General features: G+C 54.0%; 21 protein-coding genes. 19 read left to right on the top strand and 2 right to left on the bottom strand.

The window, feature by feature from the left end:
- Positions 1–2: 2 nt before the first annotated feature.
- The 12 genes from ABJM21_RS12750 (at position 3) to ABJM21_RS12695 (ending at position 11,462) form a co-directional block, all read left to right on the top strand.
- Positions 3–1,862, top strand: coding sequence for a ferrous iron transporter B (locus ABJM21_RS12750; protein ID WP_348302622.1), 1,860 nt, complete (start codon positions 3–5; stop codon positions 1,860–1,862).
- Between the two features lie 52 nt (positions 1,863–1,914).
- Complete coding sequence (gene ssb / locus ABJM21_RS12745) at positions 1,915–2,457, top strand: single-stranded DNA-binding protein (protein WP_348302621.1); 543 nt, start codon at positions 1,915–1,917, stop codon at positions 2,455–2,457.
- Between the two features lie 135 nt (positions 2,458–2,592).
- Positions 2,593–3,312 carry a helix-turn-helix domain-containing protein gene (locus ABJM21_RS12740; protein WP_348302620.1) on the top strand — a complete coding sequence of 240 codons (720 nt, stop codon included), beginning with the start codon at positions 2,593–2,595 and terminating at the stop codon, positions 3,310–3,312.
- Between the two features lie 144 nt (positions 3,313–3,456).
- Complete coding sequence (ccoN, locus tag ABJM21_RS12735) at positions 3,457–5,127, top strand: cytochrome-c oxidase, cbb3-type subunit I (protein ID WP_348302619.1); 1,671 nt, start codon at positions 3,457–3,459, stop codon at positions 5,125–5,127.
- Between the two features lie 13 nt (positions 5,128–5,140).
- On the top strand, positions 5,141–5,875 hold the full coding sequence (gene ccoO / locus ABJM21_RS12730) for a cytochrome-c oxidase, cbb3-type subunit II (protein WP_348302618.1): 735 nt from the start codon (positions 5,141–5,143) through the stop codon (positions 5,873–5,875).
- Positions 5,872–6,033 (top strand): cbb3-type cytochrome c oxidase subunit 3, encoded by a 162-nt coding sequence (locus ABJM21_RS12725; RefSeq protein ID WP_348302617.1) that lies wholly within the window; start codon positions 5,872–5,874, stop codon positions 6,031–6,033. The genes ccoO and ABJM21_RS12725 overlap by 4 nt, the downstream gene beginning before the upstream one ends.
- The gene (gene ccoP, locus ABJM21_RS12720) at positions 6,026–6,967 is read left to right on the top strand and encodes a cytochrome-c oxidase, cbb3-type subunit III (RefSeq protein WP_348302616.1); all 942 of its coding nucleotides are present in this window, start codon (positions 6,026–6,028) and stop codon (positions 6,965–6,967) included. Before ABJM21_RS12725 ends, ccoP begins: the two co-directional genes overlap by 8 nt.
- Positions 6,954–8,411, top strand: coding sequence for a cytochrome c oxidase accessory protein CcoG (gene ccoG / locus ABJM21_RS12715; RefSeq protein WP_348302615.1), 1,458 nt, complete (start codon positions 6,954–6,956; stop codon positions 8,409–8,411). The genes ccoP and ccoG overlap by 14 nt, the downstream gene beginning before the upstream one ends.
- Positions 8,408–8,884, top strand: coding sequence for a FixH family protein (locus tag ABJM21_RS12710; protein ID WP_348302614.1), 477 nt, complete (start codon positions 8,408–8,410; stop codon positions 8,882–8,884). Before ccoG ends, ABJM21_RS12710 begins: the two co-directional genes overlap by 4 nt.
- A 47-nt stretch (positions 8,885–8,931) precedes the next feature.
- Positions 8,932–11,013 (top strand): heavy metal translocating P-type ATPase, encoded by a 2,082-nt coding sequence (locus ABJM21_RS12705; protein WP_348302631.1) that lies wholly within the window; start codon positions 8,932–8,934, stop codon positions 11,011–11,013.
- Between the two features lie 13 nt (positions 11,014–11,026).
- A complete protein-coding gene (ccoS, locus tag ABJM21_RS12700) occupies positions 11,027–11,233 on the top strand; it encodes a cbb3-type cytochrome oxidase assembly protein CcoS (protein WP_348302613.1) in 207 nt (68 codons plus the stop codon).
- The gene (locus ABJM21_RS12695) at positions 11,220–11,462 is read left to right on the top strand and encodes a hypothetical protein (RefSeq protein WP_348302612.1); all 243 of its coding nucleotides are present in this window, start codon (positions 11,220–11,222) and stop codon (positions 11,460–11,462) included. Before ccoS ends, ABJM21_RS12695 begins: the two co-directional genes overlap by 14 nt.
- 57 nt (positions 11,463–11,519) lie before the next feature.
- Here ABJM21_RS12695 and ABJM21_RS12690 read toward each other — a convergent pair whose 3' ends face one another.
- Positions 11,520–12,827, bottom strand: coding sequence for a hemolysin family protein (locus ABJM21_RS12690; protein ID WP_348302611.1), 1,308 nt, complete (start codon positions 12,825–12,827; stop codon positions 11,520–11,522).
- 182 nt (positions 12,828–13,009) lie between these two features.
- On the opposite strand from ABJM21_RS12690, the gene ABJM21_RS12685 reads away from it, so the two are divergent.
- Positions 13,010–13,684: an OmpA family protein gene (locus tag ABJM21_RS12685; RefSeq protein WP_348302610.1), complete on the top strand. Its 675-nt coding sequence runs from the start codon at positions 13,010–13,012 to the stop codon at positions 13,682–13,684.
- A 77-nt stretch (positions 13,685–13,761) separates the two neighbouring features.
- On the top strand, positions 13,762–14,529 hold the full coding sequence (locus ABJM21_RS12680; RefSeq protein WP_348302609.1) for an SDR family NAD(P)-dependent oxidoreductase: 768 nt from the start codon (positions 13,762–13,764) through the stop codon (positions 14,527–14,529).
- A gap of 5 nt (positions 14,530–14,534) precedes the next feature.
- Here the strand turns inward: ABJM21_RS12680 and ABJM21_RS12675 are convergent, their stop codons facing one another.
- Positions 14,535–15,767: a UbiH/UbiF/VisC/COQ6 family ubiquinone biosynthesis hydroxylase gene (locus ABJM21_RS12675; protein ID WP_348302608.1), complete on the bottom strand. Its 1,233-nt coding sequence runs from the start codon at positions 15,765–15,767 to the stop codon at positions 14,535–14,537.
- A 185-nt stretch (positions 15,768–15,952) separates the two neighbouring features.
- Between ABJM21_RS12675 and ABJM21_RS12670 the strand changes: the two genes are divergently transcribed.
- The 5 genes from ABJM21_RS12670 (at position 15,953) to ABJM21_RS12650 (ending at position 21,621) form a co-directional block, all read left to right on the top strand.
- On the top strand, positions 15,953–18,256 hold the full coding sequence (locus ABJM21_RS12670) for a DNA translocase FtsK 4TM domain-containing protein (RefSeq protein WP_348302607.1): 2,304 nt from the start codon (positions 15,953–15,955) through the stop codon (positions 18,254–18,256).
- A gap of 71 nt (positions 18,257–18,327) precedes the next feature.
- Entirely contained in the window at positions 18,328–18,957 is a 630-nt protein-coding gene (locus tag ABJM21_RS12665; protein WP_348302606.1) for an outer membrane lipoprotein carrier protein LolA, read from the top strand.
- 289 nt (positions 18,958–19,246) lie between these two features.
- Positions 19,247–20,041 carry an exodeoxyribonuclease III gene (gene xth, locus ABJM21_RS12660; protein WP_348302605.1) on the top strand — a complete coding sequence of 265 codons (795 nt, stop codon included), beginning with the start codon at positions 19,247–19,249 and terminating at the stop codon, positions 20,039–20,041.
- Complete coding sequence (gene ribA, locus ABJM21_RS12655; protein ID WP_348302604.1) at positions 20,042–21,118, top strand: GTP cyclohydrolase II; 1,077 nt, start codon at positions 20,042–20,044, stop codon at positions 21,116–21,118.
- Positions 21,115–21,621, top strand: a complete 507-nt coding sequence (locus tag ABJM21_RS12650) for a L,D-transpeptidase family protein (protein WP_348302603.1) — start codon at positions 21,115–21,117, stop codon at positions 21,619–21,621. Before ribA ends, ABJM21_RS12650 begins: the two co-directional genes overlap by 4 nt.
- The last annotated feature ends 110 nt before the right edge of the window (positions 21,622–21,731 follow it).

The following is a 21,731-nucleotide window of genomic DNA, read 5'->3' as shown; positions in this document are numbered from 1 at the left end:
CCATGAGTGAACTAGCGCCCCTGATTGTCCTCGCGGGCAACCCCAATGCTGGCAAAAGCGCCTTGTTCAATGCGCTTACCGGTGCACGTCAGAAAATTGCAAATTATCCCGGCGTAACTGTGGAGCGTAAATCCGGTCATTTCCAGATTCCCGATGGGCGTCCTGCGGAATTGGTCGATTTGCCGGGCAGCTACAGTCTTGATCCCACAAGCCCTGACGAAGCGGTAACGCGCAGTGTGATCATGGGTTTGCAGGAAGGCGAGCGCAAACCCGATGCTATCATCATCGTGCTGGACGCTGCGAACCTCGACAATCATTTGCGTTTTGCGCTGGAAGTCATCGCGCTGGGCCTTCCGGTGGTGATTGCCCTGAACATGATGGATTTGGCTGAGCGGGATGGTTTGACACTGGACCCTGCCAAGCTTGAAGCAGAGTTGGGTGTGCCGGTTGTACCGACCGTGGCCGTACGCCGCCGCGGACTTGAAGATTTATCTGCGGCGATAGAAAAACGGCTGGGTCAGAAAACCGACCAGCAAGATGTCGTGGTTTCCAAAGAACGCGATCAAGGGCTGCGCAAACAGGCGAAGAAAATTGCCAATCTGGCGGTGGTTTCGGAAACCGCCGGGCGCCGTTGGTCGGAGCGGGCTGATGCGATGTTTTTGCATCCGATTGCTGGCCCGATCATCCTGTTGGCGATTATGTTTGTCATGTTTCAGGCAGTCTTTGCTTGGTCAGAAGCTCCCATCGGCTGGATTGAGGGCGCAACCGAATGGGCGGCCGCTGGCGTGGAGGCTAATCTCGGTGAAGGCTTTTTCCGCGATTTCATCATTGAAGGCGCCATTGGTGGTGTCGGTTCGGTAGTCGTGTTCCTACCGCAGATTTTAATCCTTTTCCTGTTCATTCTGCTTCTGGAGGCCAGCGGCTACATGACCCGCGCGGCCTTTATCATGGATCGGCTGATGGCCAGTGTTGGTCTGTCGGGGCGCAGTTTCATTCCGCTGCTGTCATCTTTCGCCTGCGCTATTCCCGGTATCATGGCAACACGGAGCATTGCTGACCCGAAGGATCGGTTGACCACCATATTGGTTGCTCCGCTGATGACTTGTGCTGCGCGCCTGCCGGTTTACGCAATTATAATTGGCGCCTTCATTCCCGCGCGTGATGTTGGCGGCGGTGTTGGTCTTCAGGGTTTGGTGCTGTTCGGTCTCTACATATTCGGTATCGCCGGTGCGATGATCGTTGCGCTCGTGTTGCGCAGCACCGTGGCCAAGGGGCCGAATAGCGGCTTCCTGATGGAAATGCCAAAATATCAGATGCCGCGGATCCGGGATATCTTGCTGGGTCTATGGCAGCGGGCGTGGATATTCCTGCGCCGTGCGGGTACGATTATTTTTGCAGCAACTGTAGTGTTGTGGCTGATGCTCACCTATCCCAAAGTACCGATCGATAGTCCGGTGAGTCAGGTGGACTATTCCGCTGCGGGCCGGATTGCCAATGTCATTGAACCGGTGGTTGCACCAATTGGTTTCAACCGTGATATCGCTCTGGCCCTGATCCCGGCCATGGCCGCACGCGAAGTGGCAGTGGCAGCGCTTGCTACAACATATGCGATCGATGCACCGGATGAAGAAACCGAAGCCAAATCCTTGACTGAACGCCTGCAGAGCCGTTGGTCACTGCCAACCGCGCTGGCGTTTCTCGCCTGGTTTGTCTTTGCGCCGCAATGTATTTCGACCATTGCCGTGACGCGCCGTGAAACCAACGGCTGGAAATGGCCTATGTTCATGCTCGGCTATCTTTTCGGGCTCGCATATTTGGCTGCCGGGATTACCTACTGGACGGCGGTTGCACTCGGCTTGTAAAGAGCCTCCAGAGACTCGAAAAACATCAAAGATAATCCAAGGGGAAATGCAAATGGCTGGCGGCATCAACAAAGTAATTATCGTAGGAAATCTGGGTGCCGACCCCGAAGTGCGTACGTTTAACAATGGTGGCAAAGTCTGTAATCTGCGCATCGCAACATCCGAAAGCTGGAAAGACCGCAATACCGGAGAGCGCAAGGAAAAGACCGAGTGGCACAGTGTCGCAATCTTTTCTGAAGGGCTGGCGGGAGTAGCTGAAAAATATCTGCGCAAGGGTAGCAAGGTCTACATTGAAGGCAAGCTGCAGACCCGCAAATGGCAGGATCAATCCGGCAATGATCGCTATTCAACCGAGATTGTTTTGCAGGGCTTTGACGGCAAACTAGAAATGCTCGATTCCCGTCAGGGCGGCGGCATGGGCGGCCAAGGTGGCGGCAATGATGGCTGGAGTGGCGGCGGTTCTGGTGGCGGCTCCAGCGGTGGTTCCAATGACGGTTGGGGCAGTACCGGTGGCGGATCATCAGGCGGCGGATCATCAGGCGGTCAGGGCGGCGGCGCATTTGACAGCGATCTGGACGACGACGTTCCGTTCTAGTAGAGTCTAGACGGCGTTTCTGTAGGAGGGAGCGGCGCAAAGACAGGATATTATTGGTCAAGAAATTTGGCGGTCAAAGCAACCGGGGAATAGTTAAGGGCAGGTGCCCATAAAATTCGACGAGGTGTATGATTCATGCTGAGCAATTGCGAACAATGTGTTGTACGGAACAAGTCTATCTGTTCTGCTCTCGACCCAGATGAATTAATTGCGATTAACCGTCTCACCCGCAAGGTTGCGATCAAGGCCGGACAAGCGCTGATTTGGGAAGGAGACGATAGTCTGATCGTCGCCAACGTTGTCGAAGGTGCCTTCAAGCTTACTTCTTCTTTGGAAGATGGCCGGGAACAGATTATCGGCTTGCTATACCCGTCAGATTTTGTTGGCCGGCCATTTGGCGACAAGAATGAATATTCGGTCACGGCTCTGGCGGACTCCAAAGTCTGTGTATTCTCACGCTCCGATTTTGACGAATTTGTCCGCGAACATCCTGATCTTGAACATAAGCTATTGCAGCGTACGTTAACGGAGCTCGACCGCGTTCGTCGGTCAATGCTGTTGCTGGGCCGGAAAACTGCAGCGGAACGGGTCGCCTCTTTCCTACTTGAAATGTCGGAGAGATTGGCGGATTCAAGCTGTAGCGTGGTGGGTGGCAATCTTCAGCTATTTGCTTTGCCGTTCGGGCGTCAGCAGGTGGCGGATATATTGGGTCTGACCATCGAAACGGTCAGCCGCCAGCTCACTCAGTTAAAGAAAAATGACGTGATCGCACTGCCGGATCACCGCAATGTTCAAATTCTCGATCCTAGCCGATTGCAGGATATTGCAGATGCGGGTGCTATCACTGCTCATTGAATAGACCACCGGTTAGCGATAGATTTTGTTTGATTTTCCGAGATGGAGCGTTCGTTGATCTAGATCAATGAGGATCGATCAGCGGCCTGCCATGCCCCTCTCTGTTGAAGACGGTTTTGAACTGTCGACACTGGGAAGGACATTATGGATACGCTCTTATTGAAGGCTGGCGGCTGGCTGGCTATCGTATTTCTTGCATTTATCGCAATGGTCTTGGCAGCAGATGCTGGCTTTGCCGTGCATATGGCGATTATCGCTTTGGCTGCGGGGATCACCCTATGGGTGACCATCAACAAGGCCGACTATGCGGCGATCGGCCGCGGAATTTTGAAGGCGCCTGCCGATCCGGGTATCTATGATGACGATCCGATCCGCTGGGGCGTGATTGCGACGATTTTCTGGGGCATTGCCGGAATGGCTGTTGGGCTGATCATTGCCCTGCAACTGGCGTTTCCGGTACTCAATCTCAACAATGAATTTACAACATTCGGTCGTTTGCGGCCGCTCCATACCTCTGCCGTTATTTTTGCTTTCGGAGGCAATGCACTGATCGCGACGAGCTATTATGTCGTGCAGCGCACCTGCAGGGCGAGGTTGGCCTTCCCCGGCCTCGCCCGTTTCGTTTTCTGGGGCTACCAGCTGTTCATCGTGCTGGCTGCCACCGGTTATCTTATGGGTGTCACCCAGTCTAAGGAATATGCCGAACCCGAATGGTATGTCGATCTGTGGCTGACCATCGTCTGGCTTTGCTATGCCGCTGTTTTCATCGGTACGGTTGTACGCCGGTCAGAGCCGCATATTTATGTTGCCAACTGGTTCTATCTCTCCTTCATTCTGACCATCGCGATGCTGCATGTAGTCAATGGACTGTCCATGCCGGTGAGCCTGCTTGGTTCGAAAAGCTATGCCGCTTTTGCTGGGGTGCAGGATGCGCTGACGCAGTGGTGGTATGGCCATAATGCGGTTGGATTTTTCCTGACAGCTGGTTTCCTTGCGATGATGTATTATTTCGTACCGAAACAGGCAGAGCGGCCGGTTTACAGCTATCGCCTGTCCATCATTCACTTCTGGTCCCTGATCTTCCTCTATATCTGGGCGGGTCCGCACCATCTGCACTATACGGCGCTGCCCGACTGGGCGCAGACGCTCGGCATGGTCTTTTCGGTTGTGCTGTGGATGCCAAGTTGGGGCGGTATGATCAACGGTCTGATGACGCTGAACGGTGCATGGGACAAAATTCGTACCGATCCGATCATCCGGATGATGGTCCTCGCGCTGGCCTTCTACGGAATGAGCACCTTTGAAGGGCCGATGATGTCAATCAAGGCCGTGAACAGCCTGTCGCATTATACCGACTGGACCATCGGCCATGTACATAGCGGCGCATTGGGCTGGAACGGTATGATTACCTTTGCCTGTCTTTACTATCTGGTCCCGCGTCTGTGGGGCAAAGAGCGGCTTTATTCGCTGCGCATGGTGAACTGGCACTTCTGGCTCGCGACGCTCGGTATCGTTCTATACGCCGCGTCTATGTGGGTCGCTGGCATTATGCAGGGTCTGATGTGGCGCGAATATGGTGAAGATGGCTATCTGGTTTATGCCTTCTCCGAAGTCGTGTCTGCCATGCTGCCTATGTATCTCATCCGAGCAGCGGGCGGTTTGCTCTATCTCGCTGGTGCCATTGTGCTGGTCTACAATGTCTGGATGACGATCGCGGGCAAACAGCGCGACGAAAAACCGATGACCGAAACGCCTCATAACGAGGACCTGGACAAGCCGATTGTGGGCAAACCTGCAATTGCGCCAGCAGAATAAGGGAGACGAGAAAATGTCCGGCTTTGCTGAAAAACATAAGAAGCTTGAACGCAATGTTACCCTGCTTGGCGCGGCTGCCTTTGTCACTGTGGCGATCGGAGGTATTGTTGAGATTGCTCCGCTATTCTGGATCGATAATACGATTGAGAAAGTCGAAGGCGTGCGACCTTATACACCGCTCGAACTCGCCGGGCGTAACATCTATATTCGCGAAGGTTGCTATAGCTGCCATAGCCAGATGGTGCGGCCGTTCCGTGATGAAGTGGAACGCTATGGCCATTACAGCCTAGCGGCGGAGAGCATGTATGACCATCCGTTCCAATGGGGCTCGAAAAGAACTGGCCCTGATCTGGCGCGGGTTGGTGGGCGCTATTCGGATGAATGGCATGTCCAGCATCTGATCGATCCCCGTTCGGTGGTGCCGGAATCGATCATGCCGCCTTATGCGTTTCTGGCTGAGAAAGACCTGAAAGCTGGCGATATGGTCAAACATCTAACAGCACAGCGGCGTGTGGGTGTGCCCTATACCGAGGAAGCGATTGCCGCTGCCAATGAAGACCTGATGGCGCAGGCCGATCCCGAAGCAGTGACGACGGATCTCATCAAACGCTATCCTAAGGCGCAGGCGCGCGACTTTGATGGTGATCCAGACCGACTGACGGAAATGGATGCGTTGGTCGCCTATCTTCAGATGATTGGAACGTTGGTTGACTTTGAGGCGGTCGAAGCTCTGGAGGAGCCGCGATGAACTATGAAGACTTACGGCATTTTGCGGATAGCTGGGGCCTTGTGTTTCTAGGCATGGTTTTTCTGACTTTGATCGGCTGGGTGTTCCGGCCCGGATCAAGCCAGAAAAATGAAAAAGCGGCCCATATGATCTTTGAAGAGGATCACGACGATGGTTGATAAACAGAGAATTGACGAAGCAACGGGCACCAAAACGGTGGGCCATGAATGGGACGGGATCGAGGAACTGGATACCCCGATGCCGCGTTGGTGGCTGTGGACCCTATATGCGACTATCGTCTGGGCGCTGGTCTATGTTGTGCTTTATCCGGCATGGCCAATGGTCAACAGCGCTACTGAAGGCGTATTGGGCTGGTCGAGTCGCGGTGATTATCAAAAGGCTGTCGCTGCACGCGAAGCTGAACTGGAACCGATCCGCGTTGCATTGGTAAACACGGACATCCATGATCTGCCTAATAATCCTGAGCTGCTCAATGAAGCGATTCAGGGCGGGCGCTCGGCTTTCAAAGTGCATTGTGTGCAATGTCATGGTGCCGGTGCTGCGGGCTCCAAGGGCTATCCCAATCTGAATGATGATGAATGGTTATGGGGCGGCGATATGGAAGCGATTGAATATACGCTGATCCACGGCATTCGAAACCCGGATCATGCGGAAACACGTTTTTCGCAGATGCCAGCCTTTGGCCGCGACGGCATATTGCAGCCGAACGAAATTCAAGACCTGGTTTCTTATGTCCGGGTGCTGAGCAGTCGCGAGGAGCAAAGCGCTTCGTCAGACCGCGGAGCAGAGTTGTTTGAGGTCAATTGTGCGGTTTGCCATGGTAGCGATGCCAAGGGTGATCGGACGCAAGGTGCGCCCAATCTGACGGATGCGATCAACCTCTATGGGCTGGACCGTGCTTCTTTGACCGACACGATTGCCAACAGCCGCTATGGTGTAATGCCGCGCTGGGGGCACCGGCTTGATGAGGCGACGATCAGGATGCTGACAGCCTACGTACATTCACTGGGTGGCGGTGAAGCCGCGCCAGTACCAGAGGACGCTGCAACAGAGCAGGCAGCAACGGAGACTCCGGCAGATGAGCAATCCTGAAGAAATTCTTGATCCCCAGCTACAGCTTTATGAAAAGCGAAAAGGCGTCTATCCTAAGGCAGTAGATGGTGCGTTCCGGCGGTTGAAATGGCTCATCATGGCGGTGACACTGGGTATCTATTATATCACGCCATGGATCCGCTGGGATCGCGGGCCATATGCTCCGGATCAGGCTGTGCTGGTCGATCTGGCTAATCGGCGGTTTTTCATGTTCGGCATCGAAATTTGGCCCCATGAATTTTACTATGTCGCTGGAATGCTGGTCATGGCCGGAATTGGTCTGTTTCTGGTGACCTCTGCTGTTGGTCGCGCCTGGTGCGGCTATTCCTGCCCGCAAACAGTATGGACAGACCTGTTCCAACATATCGAGCGTGCGATCGACGGTGACCGCAACGCCCAGTTCCGATTACAGGATGCACCGTGGGGGCCAAAGAAAATCGTCAAGCGGCTCAGCAAATGGTCGATTTGGCTTTTGGTGGCGATGGCCACAGGCGGCGCATGGATATTCTATTTTGCTGATGCTCCTACTCTGGCGCAGGATTTTTTCACTGGTGAAGCCGCCTTTGTCGCTTATGCCACGGTCGGTGTTCTGACCGCGACAACGTTCATCTTTGGTGGCTTCATGCGTGAACAAGTGTGCATTTATATGTGTCCATGGCCGCGCATACAGGCGGCGATGATGGACGAAAAGTCGCTCACCGTGACCTATAAGGATTGGCGCGGGGAGCCGCGCGGCAGCGTGAAAAAGGCGGAAGCACAACCCGGCAGCTTCGGCGATTGTATAGACTGCAATCAATGCGTTGCGGTATGCCCGACCGGCATCGACATTCGCGAAGGACCGCAAATCGGCTGCATCACTTGCGCGCTATGCATTGATGCTTGTGACACGGTGATGGATCAGGTCGGTCGTCCACGCGGATTGATTGATTATGTCACGGAAGAAGATACCGCGCTTGAAAAGGCTGGCCAGCCTCATGTCCCGGTTCTGAAAACGTTGTTCCGGCCGCGCACGATACTCTATTTTTCTGCATGGGGTGCCATTGGTCTGGCGATGCTGTTTGCTGTCGGTAACCGTACCCGCATTGATATCAGCGCCAATCATGACCGCAATCCGCTCTATGTGCAGCTTGCCGATGGCGATGTGCGCAATGCCTATACAGTGAACCTGCGCAATATGGAGAACCGGCCGCGAGACATGGAAATCTCCATGTCAGGCCTTCACAGTGCTGTGTTATGGTCGAGCGATGGATTACGGGAAACGGCCGGCCAGAACGTCATAGTGAAGGTACCGGCTGACAGTGTCGGCCGGGTGCGACTATTCGTTGCTGCCTCGGGTGACGGGCCAGCAAGGGAAGAGTTCACGCTTACTGTTCGGGCCGAAGATGATCGGACAGCACAGGATACCGATGACGTCTTCTTTGAACGCCCGGAGATAGCCGAATGAAAATGGAAATTATAAAGCCCAAGAAATTTACAGGCTACCATGCCACAGCCATGATTGTTGCTTTTTTTGCAGTCGTCGTTTCGGTCAATATGGTGATGGCGCGTTTCGCCGTCTCGACCTTTGGCGGTACCGTTGTCGATAACAGCTATGTTGCCAGCCAGAAATATAACAAGTGGCTGGCGGAGGCCCGCAAACAGCAAGCCCATGGCTGGACCGCCTCACAGATTATCCGTGTGCAAGACAGAGTTGCAGTGATGGTGCGTCAAGCCGATGAAAGTGCGCTGAAAAATGCAGAGATTACTGCGGTGGCTGAACACCCTGTTGGCCGATCGGACCCGATTATATTGAGCTTTGTTGAGAATGATGCGGGAACTTATGTCAGCCGGAACGCGCTGCCCGAAGGCCGTTGGAAATTGCGGATCGCGATAAGCCATGGCGGCAATAAAATGGCACTGGCACAGGAAGTTCTTTGAATGTAGCCGTCCATCTTGACACCGCTACGGCGGATAGCGCGGACAGCATGGTCTCCCGTTTCGCGGTGCCCGCTATCCGGTGCGCCGGATGCATATCGAAGATCGAGAATGGGTTGCTCAAGGAGCAGGATATCATTTCTGCACGCGTCAACTTCTCAACCAAGCAGGTCGCAGTCTCACATCTGCCGGGGCTACGCGAAGATCAAATCAAAGCGAATATTGAGCAATTGGGCTTTGACGTCCAAATATTGGCCGACAATCCGTTGGCGGAAGAAAAAGGCGGCACGGACAAGTTGATCCGCGCGCTCGCCGTGGCCGGTTTTGGCATGATGAATATCATGTTGTTGTCGGTCAGTGTTTGGTCCGGCGCAGTTGGCCCGACCCGCGATCTGTTCCACTGGATATCAGCTTTGATCGCCATGCCGGTCATTCTCTATTCTGGACGGCCTTTTTTCAGCTCAGCGTTCATGGCGCTGCGCTATGGTCGCACCAATATGGATGTCCCCATAGCCATTGGTATCATCCTTGCCACTGGTCTCAGCCTGTTTGAAACCATGACCAGCGGCGCGCATGCTTATTTTGAAAGTGTGGTCATGCTGATCTTCTTCCTGCTTGCGGGTCGCGTCCTGGACGGCATGATGCGTGACCGGGCGCGAAATGGCATATCGGCGTTGCTCAAGCAAACCGCACCGGGCGCGATGGTATTGAATGATGATGGCAGCACTCGATGGGTAACGGTCAAAGAGCTGCGCCCTGACATGCGCATGGTTGTGGCAGCAGGGGATAATCTTGCCGCCGACGGTGTGATCGAACAGGGCAGTAGCAATTTTGATTTTGCTTTGATGACCGGGGAGAGCGAACCTCAGCCCAAGGCATCAGGTGATCTGGTGCTTGCTGGAACGCTCAATCTAACTGCCCCCGTCACCGTGCGGATTACTGCAGCAGGTGAGGATACCAGCTTATCCGACATTGCGCGCCTGATGGACGAGGCGGGGCAACAACGGTCCTTTTATGTCCGGATCGCAGACAAGGCGGCACGCTATTATGCACCCGCCGTGCATAGTCTGGCCTTGCTGGCTTTTATCTTCTGGATGTTTGCTGGCGTGGGCTGGCATCAATCGCTGTTGATTGCAGTTGCGGTGCTGATCATCACGTGCCCCTGCGCATTGGGACTAGCGGTTCCGGCGGCCCAGGTCGTGGCCTCTGGTGCGCTGCTCCGCAAAGGCGTGATGATTAAGGATGGCAGCGCGCTGGAGCGGCTCGCCGAAGCCGATCGCGCGCTGTTTGACAAGACGGGAACATTAACTCTCGGTCGTCCGGTCCCGGTAGATTTGAACCATTTGTCGCTTCCGCAAAAACAGGTGGCACTGGCGCTCGCGCAGGCCAGCAATCATCCGGTGAGCAGGGGGATACGCACAGCCTTGTTGGAACAGGATATTGCACCGGTACAGATTGATGCTCTGGACGAAGTGGCTGGTGAAGGTATGTCTGGCCGCTGGGACGGTGTCATCGTTACGCTAGGTAAGCCGATTAAATCGGACGATCATCTCTCCTGTCAGCTGAGAATCGGCGATGAGCAGGTTGATATTCAATTGCAGGACGAAATTCGTCCCGACGCTGTCGAGGCTATTAAACGGTTAATGGCCCTTGGTTTGCCCGCCACAATCATATCGGGTGACAATGCTGTTTCGGTTGCAAAAATTGCCAGAGCAACAGGCCTCACATCACAAGCCGGTGCTAGCCCGCAGGATAAATTGCAAGCCATCGCCCGGCTTGGCGCCAGCGGTTCGAAGGTGCTGATGGTCGGGGACGGACTGAACGACGGACCTGCGCTGGCCGCTGCGCATGTGTCTATTGCTCCCGGTTCGGCCAGCGATGTCGGCCAGCAGGCGGCGGATGCCGTGTTTACGAGCGATTCCTTCCTGCCAGTCGCACTTGCGGTTCAGACCGCGCAACGCACAATGCAGATTGTTCGGCAAAATTTCGCTTTGGCCATTGGTTATAACATATTGGCGGTTCCGCTGGCGCTGACCGGGATGGTTACGCCTCTAATCGCTGCCATTGCCATGTCGCTCTCGTCGTTAATCGTGGTCGGCAATGCGTTGCGCCTCAATGGAGCAGCAAAATGAACGGGTCAGAAAAATGAGCGGCCTAGCGATCCTTATCCCGGTCGCCCTGCTGATGGGGCTGGCTGGCCTGGCATTTTTCTTCTGGGCCATGCGCAATGGTCAATTTGAGGATCTGGACGGCGCTGCCCAGCGCGTCTTGATTGACGAGGAAGCACCTGCTGACCGGACACCGTCTGATGATGAAGACGTCAGAGGAAAGGCAAACAATGCAGAAGCATAAACTTCCGATCCAGTTATCTGCTCTGGCGGTCTTCATGTTGGTCATTACACCGCTTGCGCCTGCTAGCGGCAGGATGACATTGTCAGTATGCGGTGCCGATGGTGTGACACGCACCGTATCTGTGCCAGTTGATCCCGAGCAGGAAGAGCGCGATGATTGCGTCAAAGCCTGTCATGGCTTTTGTTCACGCAAGCAATTTTCTGATGATGGAGATGACGCAGAGGGTTGAGAAGCGACAGGCTATTTCAGGATAGGGTATTCAGTGCTTCAAAGGAATCTGGCTGACCTAATCCGCATCGGGATGGGAGGCGCGCACGATCAACTTGTCAATTTTGCGGCCATCCATGTCGATAATTTCGAACAACCAGCCCTGGTCTTCAAAACTCTCGCCCTCTTCGGGCAGGTGACGCAGCTGACCCAATGCATGTCCTGCAACAGTAGCATAGTCCCGATCATCTGGTAGCTTGATGCCCAGTCGGTCGGCCAGCGCATCCATAGACATCGCGCCGGACACCAAAAAACTGCCATCGGCGCGCTCGATAAGGCTGCGTTGCGTTTTCTCGTCCTGGTCAGAAACAAATTCACCGGCAATCGAACGGAGCAGGTCATTGGGCGTTACAATGCCCTCGAAATGACCATATTCGTCATGAACCAATATCATCGGGACATCCGCCTCGCGCAGAATATCCAGTGCGTCCAACGCATCTAACTGATCCGGCACTTTCTCGAGCGGGCGCATCAATTTACGCAGATCGAGTTTCTGTCCACTAAATTGCGCAGCAACAATATCGCGCGCTACAACAACGCCTTTAATCTCATCCACCGAATCTTCTGCCACTGGCAAGCGGCTATGTGGCGATTCAATCAGCATTGCATGAATTTCTTCTGTGGTGGCGCTGATGTCGAGCCAGTCAACCTCGGTGCGCGGCGTCATCACTTCGCGGATCGGACGATCAGCCATGCGGACGACACCAGCGATTACGGCCCGCTCATGCTCCTCGATCACACCGGAACGGGTAGCCTCGGCAAAAACCATTTGCAGTTCGTCGGCGGTCACGTGATTGGCTTGATCACGTTTCAGTCCAAGCATCCGGAAGATCAAGGCACTGGTGCCATCGAGCAACCACACCAACGGGGCCGCCACTTTGGCGAGTAAATCCATGGGCGGCGCCATGATAACGGCAATTTTTTCAGCCGAGCGCAGCGCAAACTGTTTGGGTACCAATTCACCAATGACCAGAGACGCAAAAGTTGTCAGGCCAATGACCAGCGCAAAACCCAGACTAACCGACAAATCCGACGGTACTCCTATTGCTGCAAGTCGTTCTGCCACTGGGCCGCCGAGGCTCGCTCCCGAAAAGGCGCCAGCGACAATGCCAATCAGCGTGATGCCGATTTGTACCGTAGATAAAAACTTGCCGGGATCGCTAGCCAGACGCAACGCAACCTTTGCGCCGCGGCTGCCTTTGTCGGCGGATGCGTGAAGAGAGGCTTTGCGCGCAGAAACAATTGCCAGTTCCGACATAGCGAAAACGCCATTGATCAGGACCAGAATAACGATGATTGCGACATCAAACCAAGGAAAAGCTGTCATATTGTCCAATAGATAGGGAATAAGCCCGAAAAAATCTCTATAGCCACATGTTTTACAAAATATCAAATTTGCTGTCAGTGGCGGTTCATAATTTTGGGTTCATCTTGCCTATGGTTAATTACTGGCATCACATCAGAAAACAGTAAGCTTATTATAGCAGCTTCAATATGAGGGATTAGAATATGCAGACGAAAAAGATATTGATTGCGGCGCTTTCGGTAAGTGCAATGGCACTGTCCAGCGGCTGCACCACCAATCCAGAAACCGGAAATCGGGTAATTTCGAAGGCTGCGATTGGCGGCATTGGCGGTGCATTGGGTGGCTATCTGCTCGGTGATATCATCGGCGGTCGGAATGACCGGACCGCGAAAATCGTCGGTGCTGGGCTTGGCGGTCTCGCTGGCGCGGGCGTCGGTTACTATATGGATGAGCAAGAAAAGAAGCTGCGTGAACAGACGGCGGGTACCGGTATTGATGTAACCCGCGACGGCGACAACCTTATTCTCAACATGCCGTCCAACGTAACCTTTCCTGTGAACAGCGCCGCTATCCAGCCGCAATTTCAGGAAACTTTGGGTAGTGTTGCCAATACCCTGTCGCAATATGAAAAGAGCTATATCGACATTTATGGCCATACCGATAGCACTGGGTCAGACGGCTATAATCAGTCACTATCCGAACGCCGTGCTTCCTCGGTAGCTAATTATCTGAGCAACAGCGGTGTCCAGCGTGCACGTCTCGAAACTCGCGGCTATGGCGAGAGTCAGCCGATTGCGAGTAACAGCACCGAAGAGGGTCGGTCTGCAAATCGCCGGGTTGAGCTAAAGATCGTACCGATCCGTGAGCAGGACCTTTAAGCGGGCAAACTTCTGCTTGCCAAAATGATGATCATTCGGGCATCCTTTTCCTGAGAACAGAATAGGGATGCCCGCATATGACGACGCCAAACTTTTCCATCGATCTGACCGGCCGCACTGCTATTGTTACAGGGGCGTCGGCTGGCTTGGGACGCCGCTTTGCCAGCGTTTTGGCAGCTTGTGGAGCCAAAGTTGCCTGCACGGCGCGGCGGCGGGAAAAATTGGATGAACTGGTTGACGAAATCACGGCCGATGGGGGCACCGCTCAGGCCTTTGATCTGGATGTTCGCGATGCCGAACAATTGAAAGCAATCATCCCAGCCGTATCTGAATCACTCGGACAGCCTGATATTTTGATCAACAATGCCGGAATTGTCGATGCCGCTCGCGCGGTTAAGATGTCCACGGACTTGATTGATGATGTGCTCGATACCAACATGCGCGCTGCGTATATTTTGTCCTGTGAGTTTGCGCGCCCACTCATCGAACAAAAAACACCGGGTCGGATCGTCAATATATCTTCGATAGCGGGCACTCACTATGACGGCGGCGGTGCAGCGCTCTATTCGACCACTAAGGCTGGAATATCGAGAATAACAGAAGCATTGGCCGTTGAATGGTCTAGATTCTTCATCAACGTCAACGCAATTGCACCCGGGCTTTTTGCAACTGATATGTCCGACGGGATGACGAGCCGAATGGGTAATTTTTACGAAAACTTCCCTCGCAAGCGCATTTGCCAGCCGGATCAGATGGATAGTACGTTGCTTTATCTGCTATCGCCAGCATCGGAATGTGTGACCGGCACCATCATCAAGGTAGATGACGGTCAGGGACCACGATAGATCGCCTAAACTAGATCACCCATTAGCAATTGCGGCAAATCACCACTTTCGCCTCGTGCTTCGGCCATAAACTGATCTTTGAGCGGTGGAATGCGCTGGACCATGCCAATGCCAAATCGCCGGATGGCTGAGGATGTATCGCCGGGCAATCCAAAAAGCCGTGTCAATATATCAGTAGCAGCGGACATCATCAGATTATCAAGCGAGCGCCAGCGATCATAGCGCGCCAATATTTGCGCATCACCCAAATCAAGGCCAGTGCGAGCCCCGTCCACAATGCACTCGGTCAACGCTGCGACATCGCGCATACCAAGGTTAAGCCCTTGGCCAGCAATCGGGTGGATGCCATGGCCCGCGTCACCGACCAAAGCGAGCCGCTCCGCTGTTAGGCTGGTGCTGTGATGAAAGCCAAGCGGATAGGTCGCGCGATCAGACTGCAGCTCCATCTGCCCCAAAAATCCGCCGGTTTTTTTCATCAATTCCGCTTGAAACGCACGCGTATTGATTTTGGCTAAAGCCGGCCCATCCTCGCGTGGCACCGTCCACACGATAGCGGAGCGATGGCGGCCTTGATCATCTTTACGCATCGGCAAAATCGCAAAAGGCCCGGAGGGATAGAAAATCTCATAGGCGGTATTCCCATGCGGTTGCTCATGGGTCACCGTGCAGATAATCGCGCTATGGTCATATTGCCATTTTGCCATGACGATGCCAGCCTCGTCCCGTACCGCACTACCGCGGCCATCCGCAGCGATCAGCAACGGGGCGAACAATTGCTCTCCACTATCCAGAGATATGGAGACATGATGATCGCCGCGATCAATATGTTGGACCTGTTTCGGCAGGAGCAATTCGATCTTGCCATGCGCCTGCGCCGCTTCAAACAGCGTCTGCTGCAACACACCATTTTCAATCATCATGCCCAATGGGCCGTCATTTTCATCGGGCGCGAAGTCTAACTTGCCGGGTTTCAGGCCATCATTGATAAGGATTTTATCAATGTTGCAGCCATGGGGTTCCAGCTTCTCGGTCAGGCCAATAGCTGACAGCATGTTCCAGCTGGCACTGTTAATAGACGAAACGCGTCCATCATTTTTCGGATCTAGCAAATCGGCTGGGTCGGCGCGATCAATCACGGTAACTTTTAGTCCATGTGCTTCCAGCGTTAGCGCTTGAGTAAGGCCAATCAGCCCAGCGCCCAAAATGATCACATCGCTCTGGTTTGCTTTTCTGGTCATATGCAGATCTCTATCTTGCTGGTTGCTACCCGTAAGATAGGCTTCATGGGGCCGAAAAGAAAGTATGTTCCGGTAAACTTATGGCCGACAAAACTTGACGCGGAGTCACCGATTCGCGCAAAGGAGGGATAGTTAATGCGGGTTCGGGCCTTTGCACAAAAATAGACGGGCCCCGGGAGTAGAATATGGCCGGAAAAGCGAAAGAAGCAAATTGGCGTGAAGTGATGCGTCTTAGCCTGCTGCGCAGTGGTGCGTTGATTGGCGCGATTGCGCTTGGCCTTTTGGCTGCATTCCTGTTTCTCGCTCTTGTGAGCTATTCGCCTAGCGATCCGTCTTTGAACACAGCTGCTGGCAGTGTCGAGCATAATTGGATGGGCGTATTTGGTTCTTACAGCTCGGACTTGTTGCTGTCCCTGCTTGGCGTGCCGGTGGCTCTATTCTTGCCGCTTATCCTGGTTTTCGCCAGCAGATTATGGCGCGATATCCCGCAAGCTGAATGGAAAAAGCAGCTATTCTGGTGCTTGATTGCCGCCTTCCTCATCGGCACAGGCCTGTCCTTGTGGTTTCCAGACAGTCAGGCAGACCTGCCGTCCGGCTGGGGTGGGCTCGCTGGCATGGTTTCTGGCAAGGGGATCGGCGCGGCCTTGGCCGCGATTTCTGAAAGCTGGAGCGGAATTGCTTCCGGTGTGTTGACAGCGATAACTGTTACCGGCGGCCTCGTACTAGGTTATTTCAGTCTGCGGCTCGACAAGCCGCTATTCTCCATGCCGCAATTGAAATTGCCACGCTTCAAATCGGATGAGGAAGACAGTGGTTTGGTCATCGAGCCAGAAAGTGCTGCTCCAGCGAAACCGAAAAAAGCACCGGCTCCGCGCAAAGAGGTTAAGCCGGATAATCGGCCGCCGCCAGAAATTAGCGACCGCGCGTTACCGCCCAAAAAAGCGAGCCTGTCGAGCGGCAAGCAAGGCGATTTTTTTGGTCCCTATTCTTTGCCTTCAATTGACCTGCTTACGCCGCGACCAGAAGAGGCAAATAACGTAATCGACAAGGCTGGACTTGAACGCAATGCGCGCCTGCTGGAATCCGTCCTCGATGATTTCCATGTGAAGGGCACGATCAACGCTGTGCGTCCGGGCCCTGTGGTGACCATGTATGAACTGGAACCGGCTCCGGGCATCAAGGCCAGCCGGGTTATCCAGCTCGCCGAAGATATAGCACGCAATATGTCGGCGCTTTCCGCCCGTGTCGCGGCGATACCGGGCCGCACGGTCATGGGCATCGAACTGCCTAATGCGCAGCGGGAGTCCGTGGTTCTGCATGAAATGATCGGCAGCGACAGTTTTCAGGACCAGACCGGACAGCTTCCGATCATCCTTGGCAAGAACATCTCTGGCGATCCGGTGATCGCTGATTTGGCACCAATGCCGCACCTTCTGATTGCCGGTACCACTGGCTCCGGTAAATCGGTCGGCCTCAACTGCATGATTGTATCGCTGCTCTATCGGCTCACGCCGGATCAGTGCAAAATGATCATGATTGACCCGAAAATGCTGGAACTCAGCACCTATGACGATATCCCGCACTTACTGTCGCCGGTTGTCACTGAGCCAGCCAAAGCGGTCCGGGCTCTCAAATGGGCGGTGGAGCAGATGGAAGAACGCTACCGGATGATGTCGTCCATATCTGTTCGAAATCTTGCCAACTATAATGAGAAGGTGAAGGCTGCGAAAGCCAAGGGCGAACCGCTCGGCCGCAAGGTCCAGACCGGCTATGATCCCGAGACATCACGGCCGATCTATGAAGAAGAGCAGCTGGATTATGAAGTCCTGCCGCAAATCGTGATCATCGTCGACGAGTTGGCCGATTTGATGATGACAGCCGGTAAAGAGGTCGAATTCCTTATCCAGCGCCTTGCCCAAAAAGCACGTGCCGCTGGTATCCACCTTATCATGGCAACGCAGCGCCCCTCAGTTGACGTTATCACGGGCGTGATCAAGGCCAACCTGCCGACGCGGATCAGTTTCCACGTTACCTCGAAGATCGACTCCCGAACCATCTTGGGCGAGCAAGGCGCGGAACAACTGCTCGGCAAGGGCGACATGCTCTACATGCCTGGTGGCAAGCAATTGACCCGTGTCCACGGACCGTTTGTTTCGGATGATGAAGTCCGCCTGATTGCTGATCATTGGCGCGCACAGGGCTCGCCGGAATATATTCAGGCGGTCACGGAGGAGCCAGAAGACGGCAGCTATGCTCTCGATGGCGCTGATCTCTCCGATAGCAAGGAAGACCGGCAATATGCGCAGGCCTGTCAGATTATCTTCGAAAGCCAGAAAGTCTCGACCAGCTGGCTGCAACGGCAACTGAGAATCGGTTATAATACAGCAGCCCGGATTATCGACCGTATGGAAGAAGATGAATTTATCAGTCCGCCCAACCATATTGGCCGCCGCGAAGTGTTGCGCGATCAAAACGGTGAAGTGATCTAAAAAGTCGCAATTCAGGTGATGTTCAATCGCTTTCTACTAAGCGTTGAGAAGGTTTTTCAGGAGTTTTCAATATGTTGAGATATGCTTTTGCCCTTGTCGCGGCGCCTTTGGCGTTCACCGCCTCGGTTCCAGCGACAGCCCAGCAAAGTCCAGCAGACGATATCAACGCGATTTCCGCCCATTTGCGCGCTATGACCACCATGACGGCCAATTTCACGCAAACCAGCCGCAGCGGGCAGCTATTGCCCGGGAAACTGACGTTAAGGCAGCCAGGCCGGATTCGCTTTCAATATGGCAAGAAAGCCAATTTGCTAATTGTCGGTGACGGCAAAGCGTTGACGATGATTGATTATGAAGTGAATCAGGTTCAGCGCTGGCCGATCAGGAATAGCCCCTTGGGCGCGCTGCTTAATCCTGAACGGGATTTATCCAAATATGGGAAAATCATCCCGACTCGTAATCCCAATGTGCTGAGCGTCGAAGTTCGGGACCCGAAACGGCCTGAATATGGCGTCATTACCATGGTTTTCACTAAGGTCGCTGGCGCTCCTGCAGGTTTGCGGCTCGATGGCTGGGTATCGCTCGATTCGAAGAATAACCGGACATCTATCCGGCTTTCCGACCAGAAATTCGGTGTTCCAGTGGCCAAAAACGCGTTCAAATGGACAGATCCACGAAGAAAAAGACGCGGCAGACGATGAACGGAGGCGCGCTTTCGACAAGCGGAAGGGCTGACAGGTCTCGTTCATCTGAGCGACAGAAACACGGTTCTATAAGGGTTACAGGATGAGATGAGGCGATCAGGTTTTCCCCCTGTTACCTGATTATATAAGTTTCGGACCATCCTATGCGTGACGAACGCGAGTTAGCCCCCACCTCCTAAATGCCCCCGGAGGTGGGGGTTTTTCGTCTTTAAACCATCAAAAAATATAGGATTTTACTTGGCTTTTGGCTTGGCTTTTTTCCGCTTTCATGGCTAGGAGTTTAGCCATGAGTGATAGCCTGAAAGTCGTTAGCTGGAATATTAACAGCGTCCGCGCCCGAATCGAAATTGTCGAACGTTTCCTTAAGGAAGAAGCACCGGATGTGCTCTGCTTGCAGGAAACCAAGGTGCGTGATGACCAGTTTCCGGAAGGGGCCTTCCGCCAATTGGGTTATAATCACCTGATATTAAACGGTCAGCCCATGCATCATGGCGTCGCGATGATCAGCCGCGTGCCACTGCACAAAGATGAACGGTTTGACTGGCAAGCCAATGGCGAGGCCCGACATGTTGGTGCGCGTCTGGAAAATGGTGTTCGTATCGAGAATGTTTATATTCCAGCCGGTGGCGAGGTTCCGAACCGGGACGAAAACCCGAAATTTGGCCAGAAACTGGATTTCTATCAGCGCATGACGGATTGGTCTGCGAGCTTGGATACGCCCACCATATTGCTTGGTGATTTCAACGTCGCGCCGCTGGAGTCCGATGTCTGGAGCCATAAACAGTTGATCAATGTCGTTAGCCACACGCAAATTGAGATCGACATTATGGCCAAGCTGCAGGCTGCGCATGATTGGGTCGATATTGGGCGTAAATTCATCCCTGATCCTGAACGCCTTTATACATGGTGGAGCTACCGCGCCCGTGATTGGCGCGAGTCGGACAAGGGAAGGCGGCTCGACCATGTCTGGGTTAGCCCTGAACTTGAAAATAAAGCGGTGAGCCATGTTGTTCACGAAGATGCGCGGGGCTGGACCAAACCGTCCGATCACGCGCCGCTCATTACGGAGTTTAAATTTTGAATGGGGGGCGCTGTAGCCTCTGATTCCAAAGGCGCCCGGCGTGCTGCGCGGGCGATAGACGCGCTGCGGCGCGGCTGGCCAATAGGCGTGGAGACAGATCAAGGAACCTTGAATCTGTTGCCGGTCGAAACGGTCGATCTGGACGCCTATCTGTCTACACAATCACAAGTCACGCTGCTAATTTCTTCCAGCCGGGCGGACACGTTGAAATTGCTCAACCAGCGCGCAGCGGCTGACCCGGCTTTGCCAGTGCAGATTAGCCTTACAGATGGGGTCAGTGCCGCTGAAATTATCGCGATTACCGATCCCGTGCTAGACATGCGACACCCGATGAAAGGACCGTTTCGCAGCGAAGAGCTAACCCATCCCGAGGCTGCGAAAGCGGCCATGGAGCTGGCGCGCCAAGGGGGATTGCTGCCGGCCTTTTTAGTCGTCGATGAAACGGCTGAAGACCGCCTGCAAACCGAAGATGTCGCCGCCTATGCCGACTCCGATGCGTTGATTATCAGTGCCCATGCGAAATTACCGGTAGCTGCAAATACGCAGGCGCACATCTATGGTTTTCGTAGCGAAGCCGATTCTACGGATCATGTCGCGTTGGTTGTTGGTGAACGCGACGACACGACCCCTGTGGTTCGTCTACACAGCGAATGCCTGACCGGCGATGTGCTTGGCAGCCTGAAATGCGATTGCGGACCGCAGCTTCATGCGGCTCTGGATCAGATGAGCGAAGCCAATTGGGGTGTACTCTTATATCTGCGCCAGGAAGGCCGCGGAATTGGCCTGATCAACAAGCTTCGCGCCTATGCTTTGCAGGATCAGGGTTTTGATACGGTTGATGCTAACCAGCGGCTGGGCTTTGCTATCGATGCGCGCGATTTTTCGATCGCGGCGCGGATGCTTGATTTGTTGAACATACCGGCCGTTAAGCTGATGACCAACAATCCAGAAAAGGTTGAGGGGCTCGAGGACTGCGGGATCTCGGTCGAAAAACGCCTTCCGGTCAAAATTGCTGCCAATCCACACAACGAATATTATCTTGATACCAAGCGAGACCGTACGGGTCATAAGCTTTGAGCGTAATTCGCGTTGATACGGAAACTCTGACACTCAGCTTTGAACAAGACGTTATCGATTGCATTATCGGGCGCAGTGGTCCGTGTCCGGCTGACGAAAAACGGGAGGGGGATGGTCATACGCCACTTGGTATCTGGCCAGTTCGAGCAGTTCTGTTTCGTCCCGGACGCAGCGCACCGCCACCGCAGGTAAAACTTCCATGGCGCTGGATTGGCACGCAGGATGGCTGGTCGGATGATCCCTCCGCGCCCTGTTACAACAGGCCAGTCAGACTGCCCCATCCGTTCAGCGCCGAAACCTTGATCCGAGACGATCCCCTATATGATATTATTGTCATCCTCGGTCATAACGATAGTCCGCCAGTAGCTGGCAAGGGCAGTGCGATTTTCTTCCATATATGCTATAAAGGCAAAGCCACGGAAGGCTGTGTTGCTATTGATCGAGCCGAAATGGATACCTTGCTACCAAAGCTTCAGCCTGGCGATATCATGGAGATCGTTTGAACGATCCGCTGCTTGTGCAGTAACATGAGTAAAAATTTTGAGCCAGATCAATGCAAATGATACTGGCAAAGCAATAATCCCAGCTTGTCCAAAACAGGGGCCAATGGGAG

It is taken from the genome of Parasphingorhabdus sp. (genome assembly GCF_039977335.1).
Lineage (GTDB): Bacteria > Pseudomonadota > Alphaproteobacteria > Sphingomonadales > Sphingomonadaceae > Parasphingorhabdus.
The sequence above is the reverse complement of the archived record's forward strand: the minus strand, read 5'-3'. Positions and strand labels throughout refer to the sequence as shown.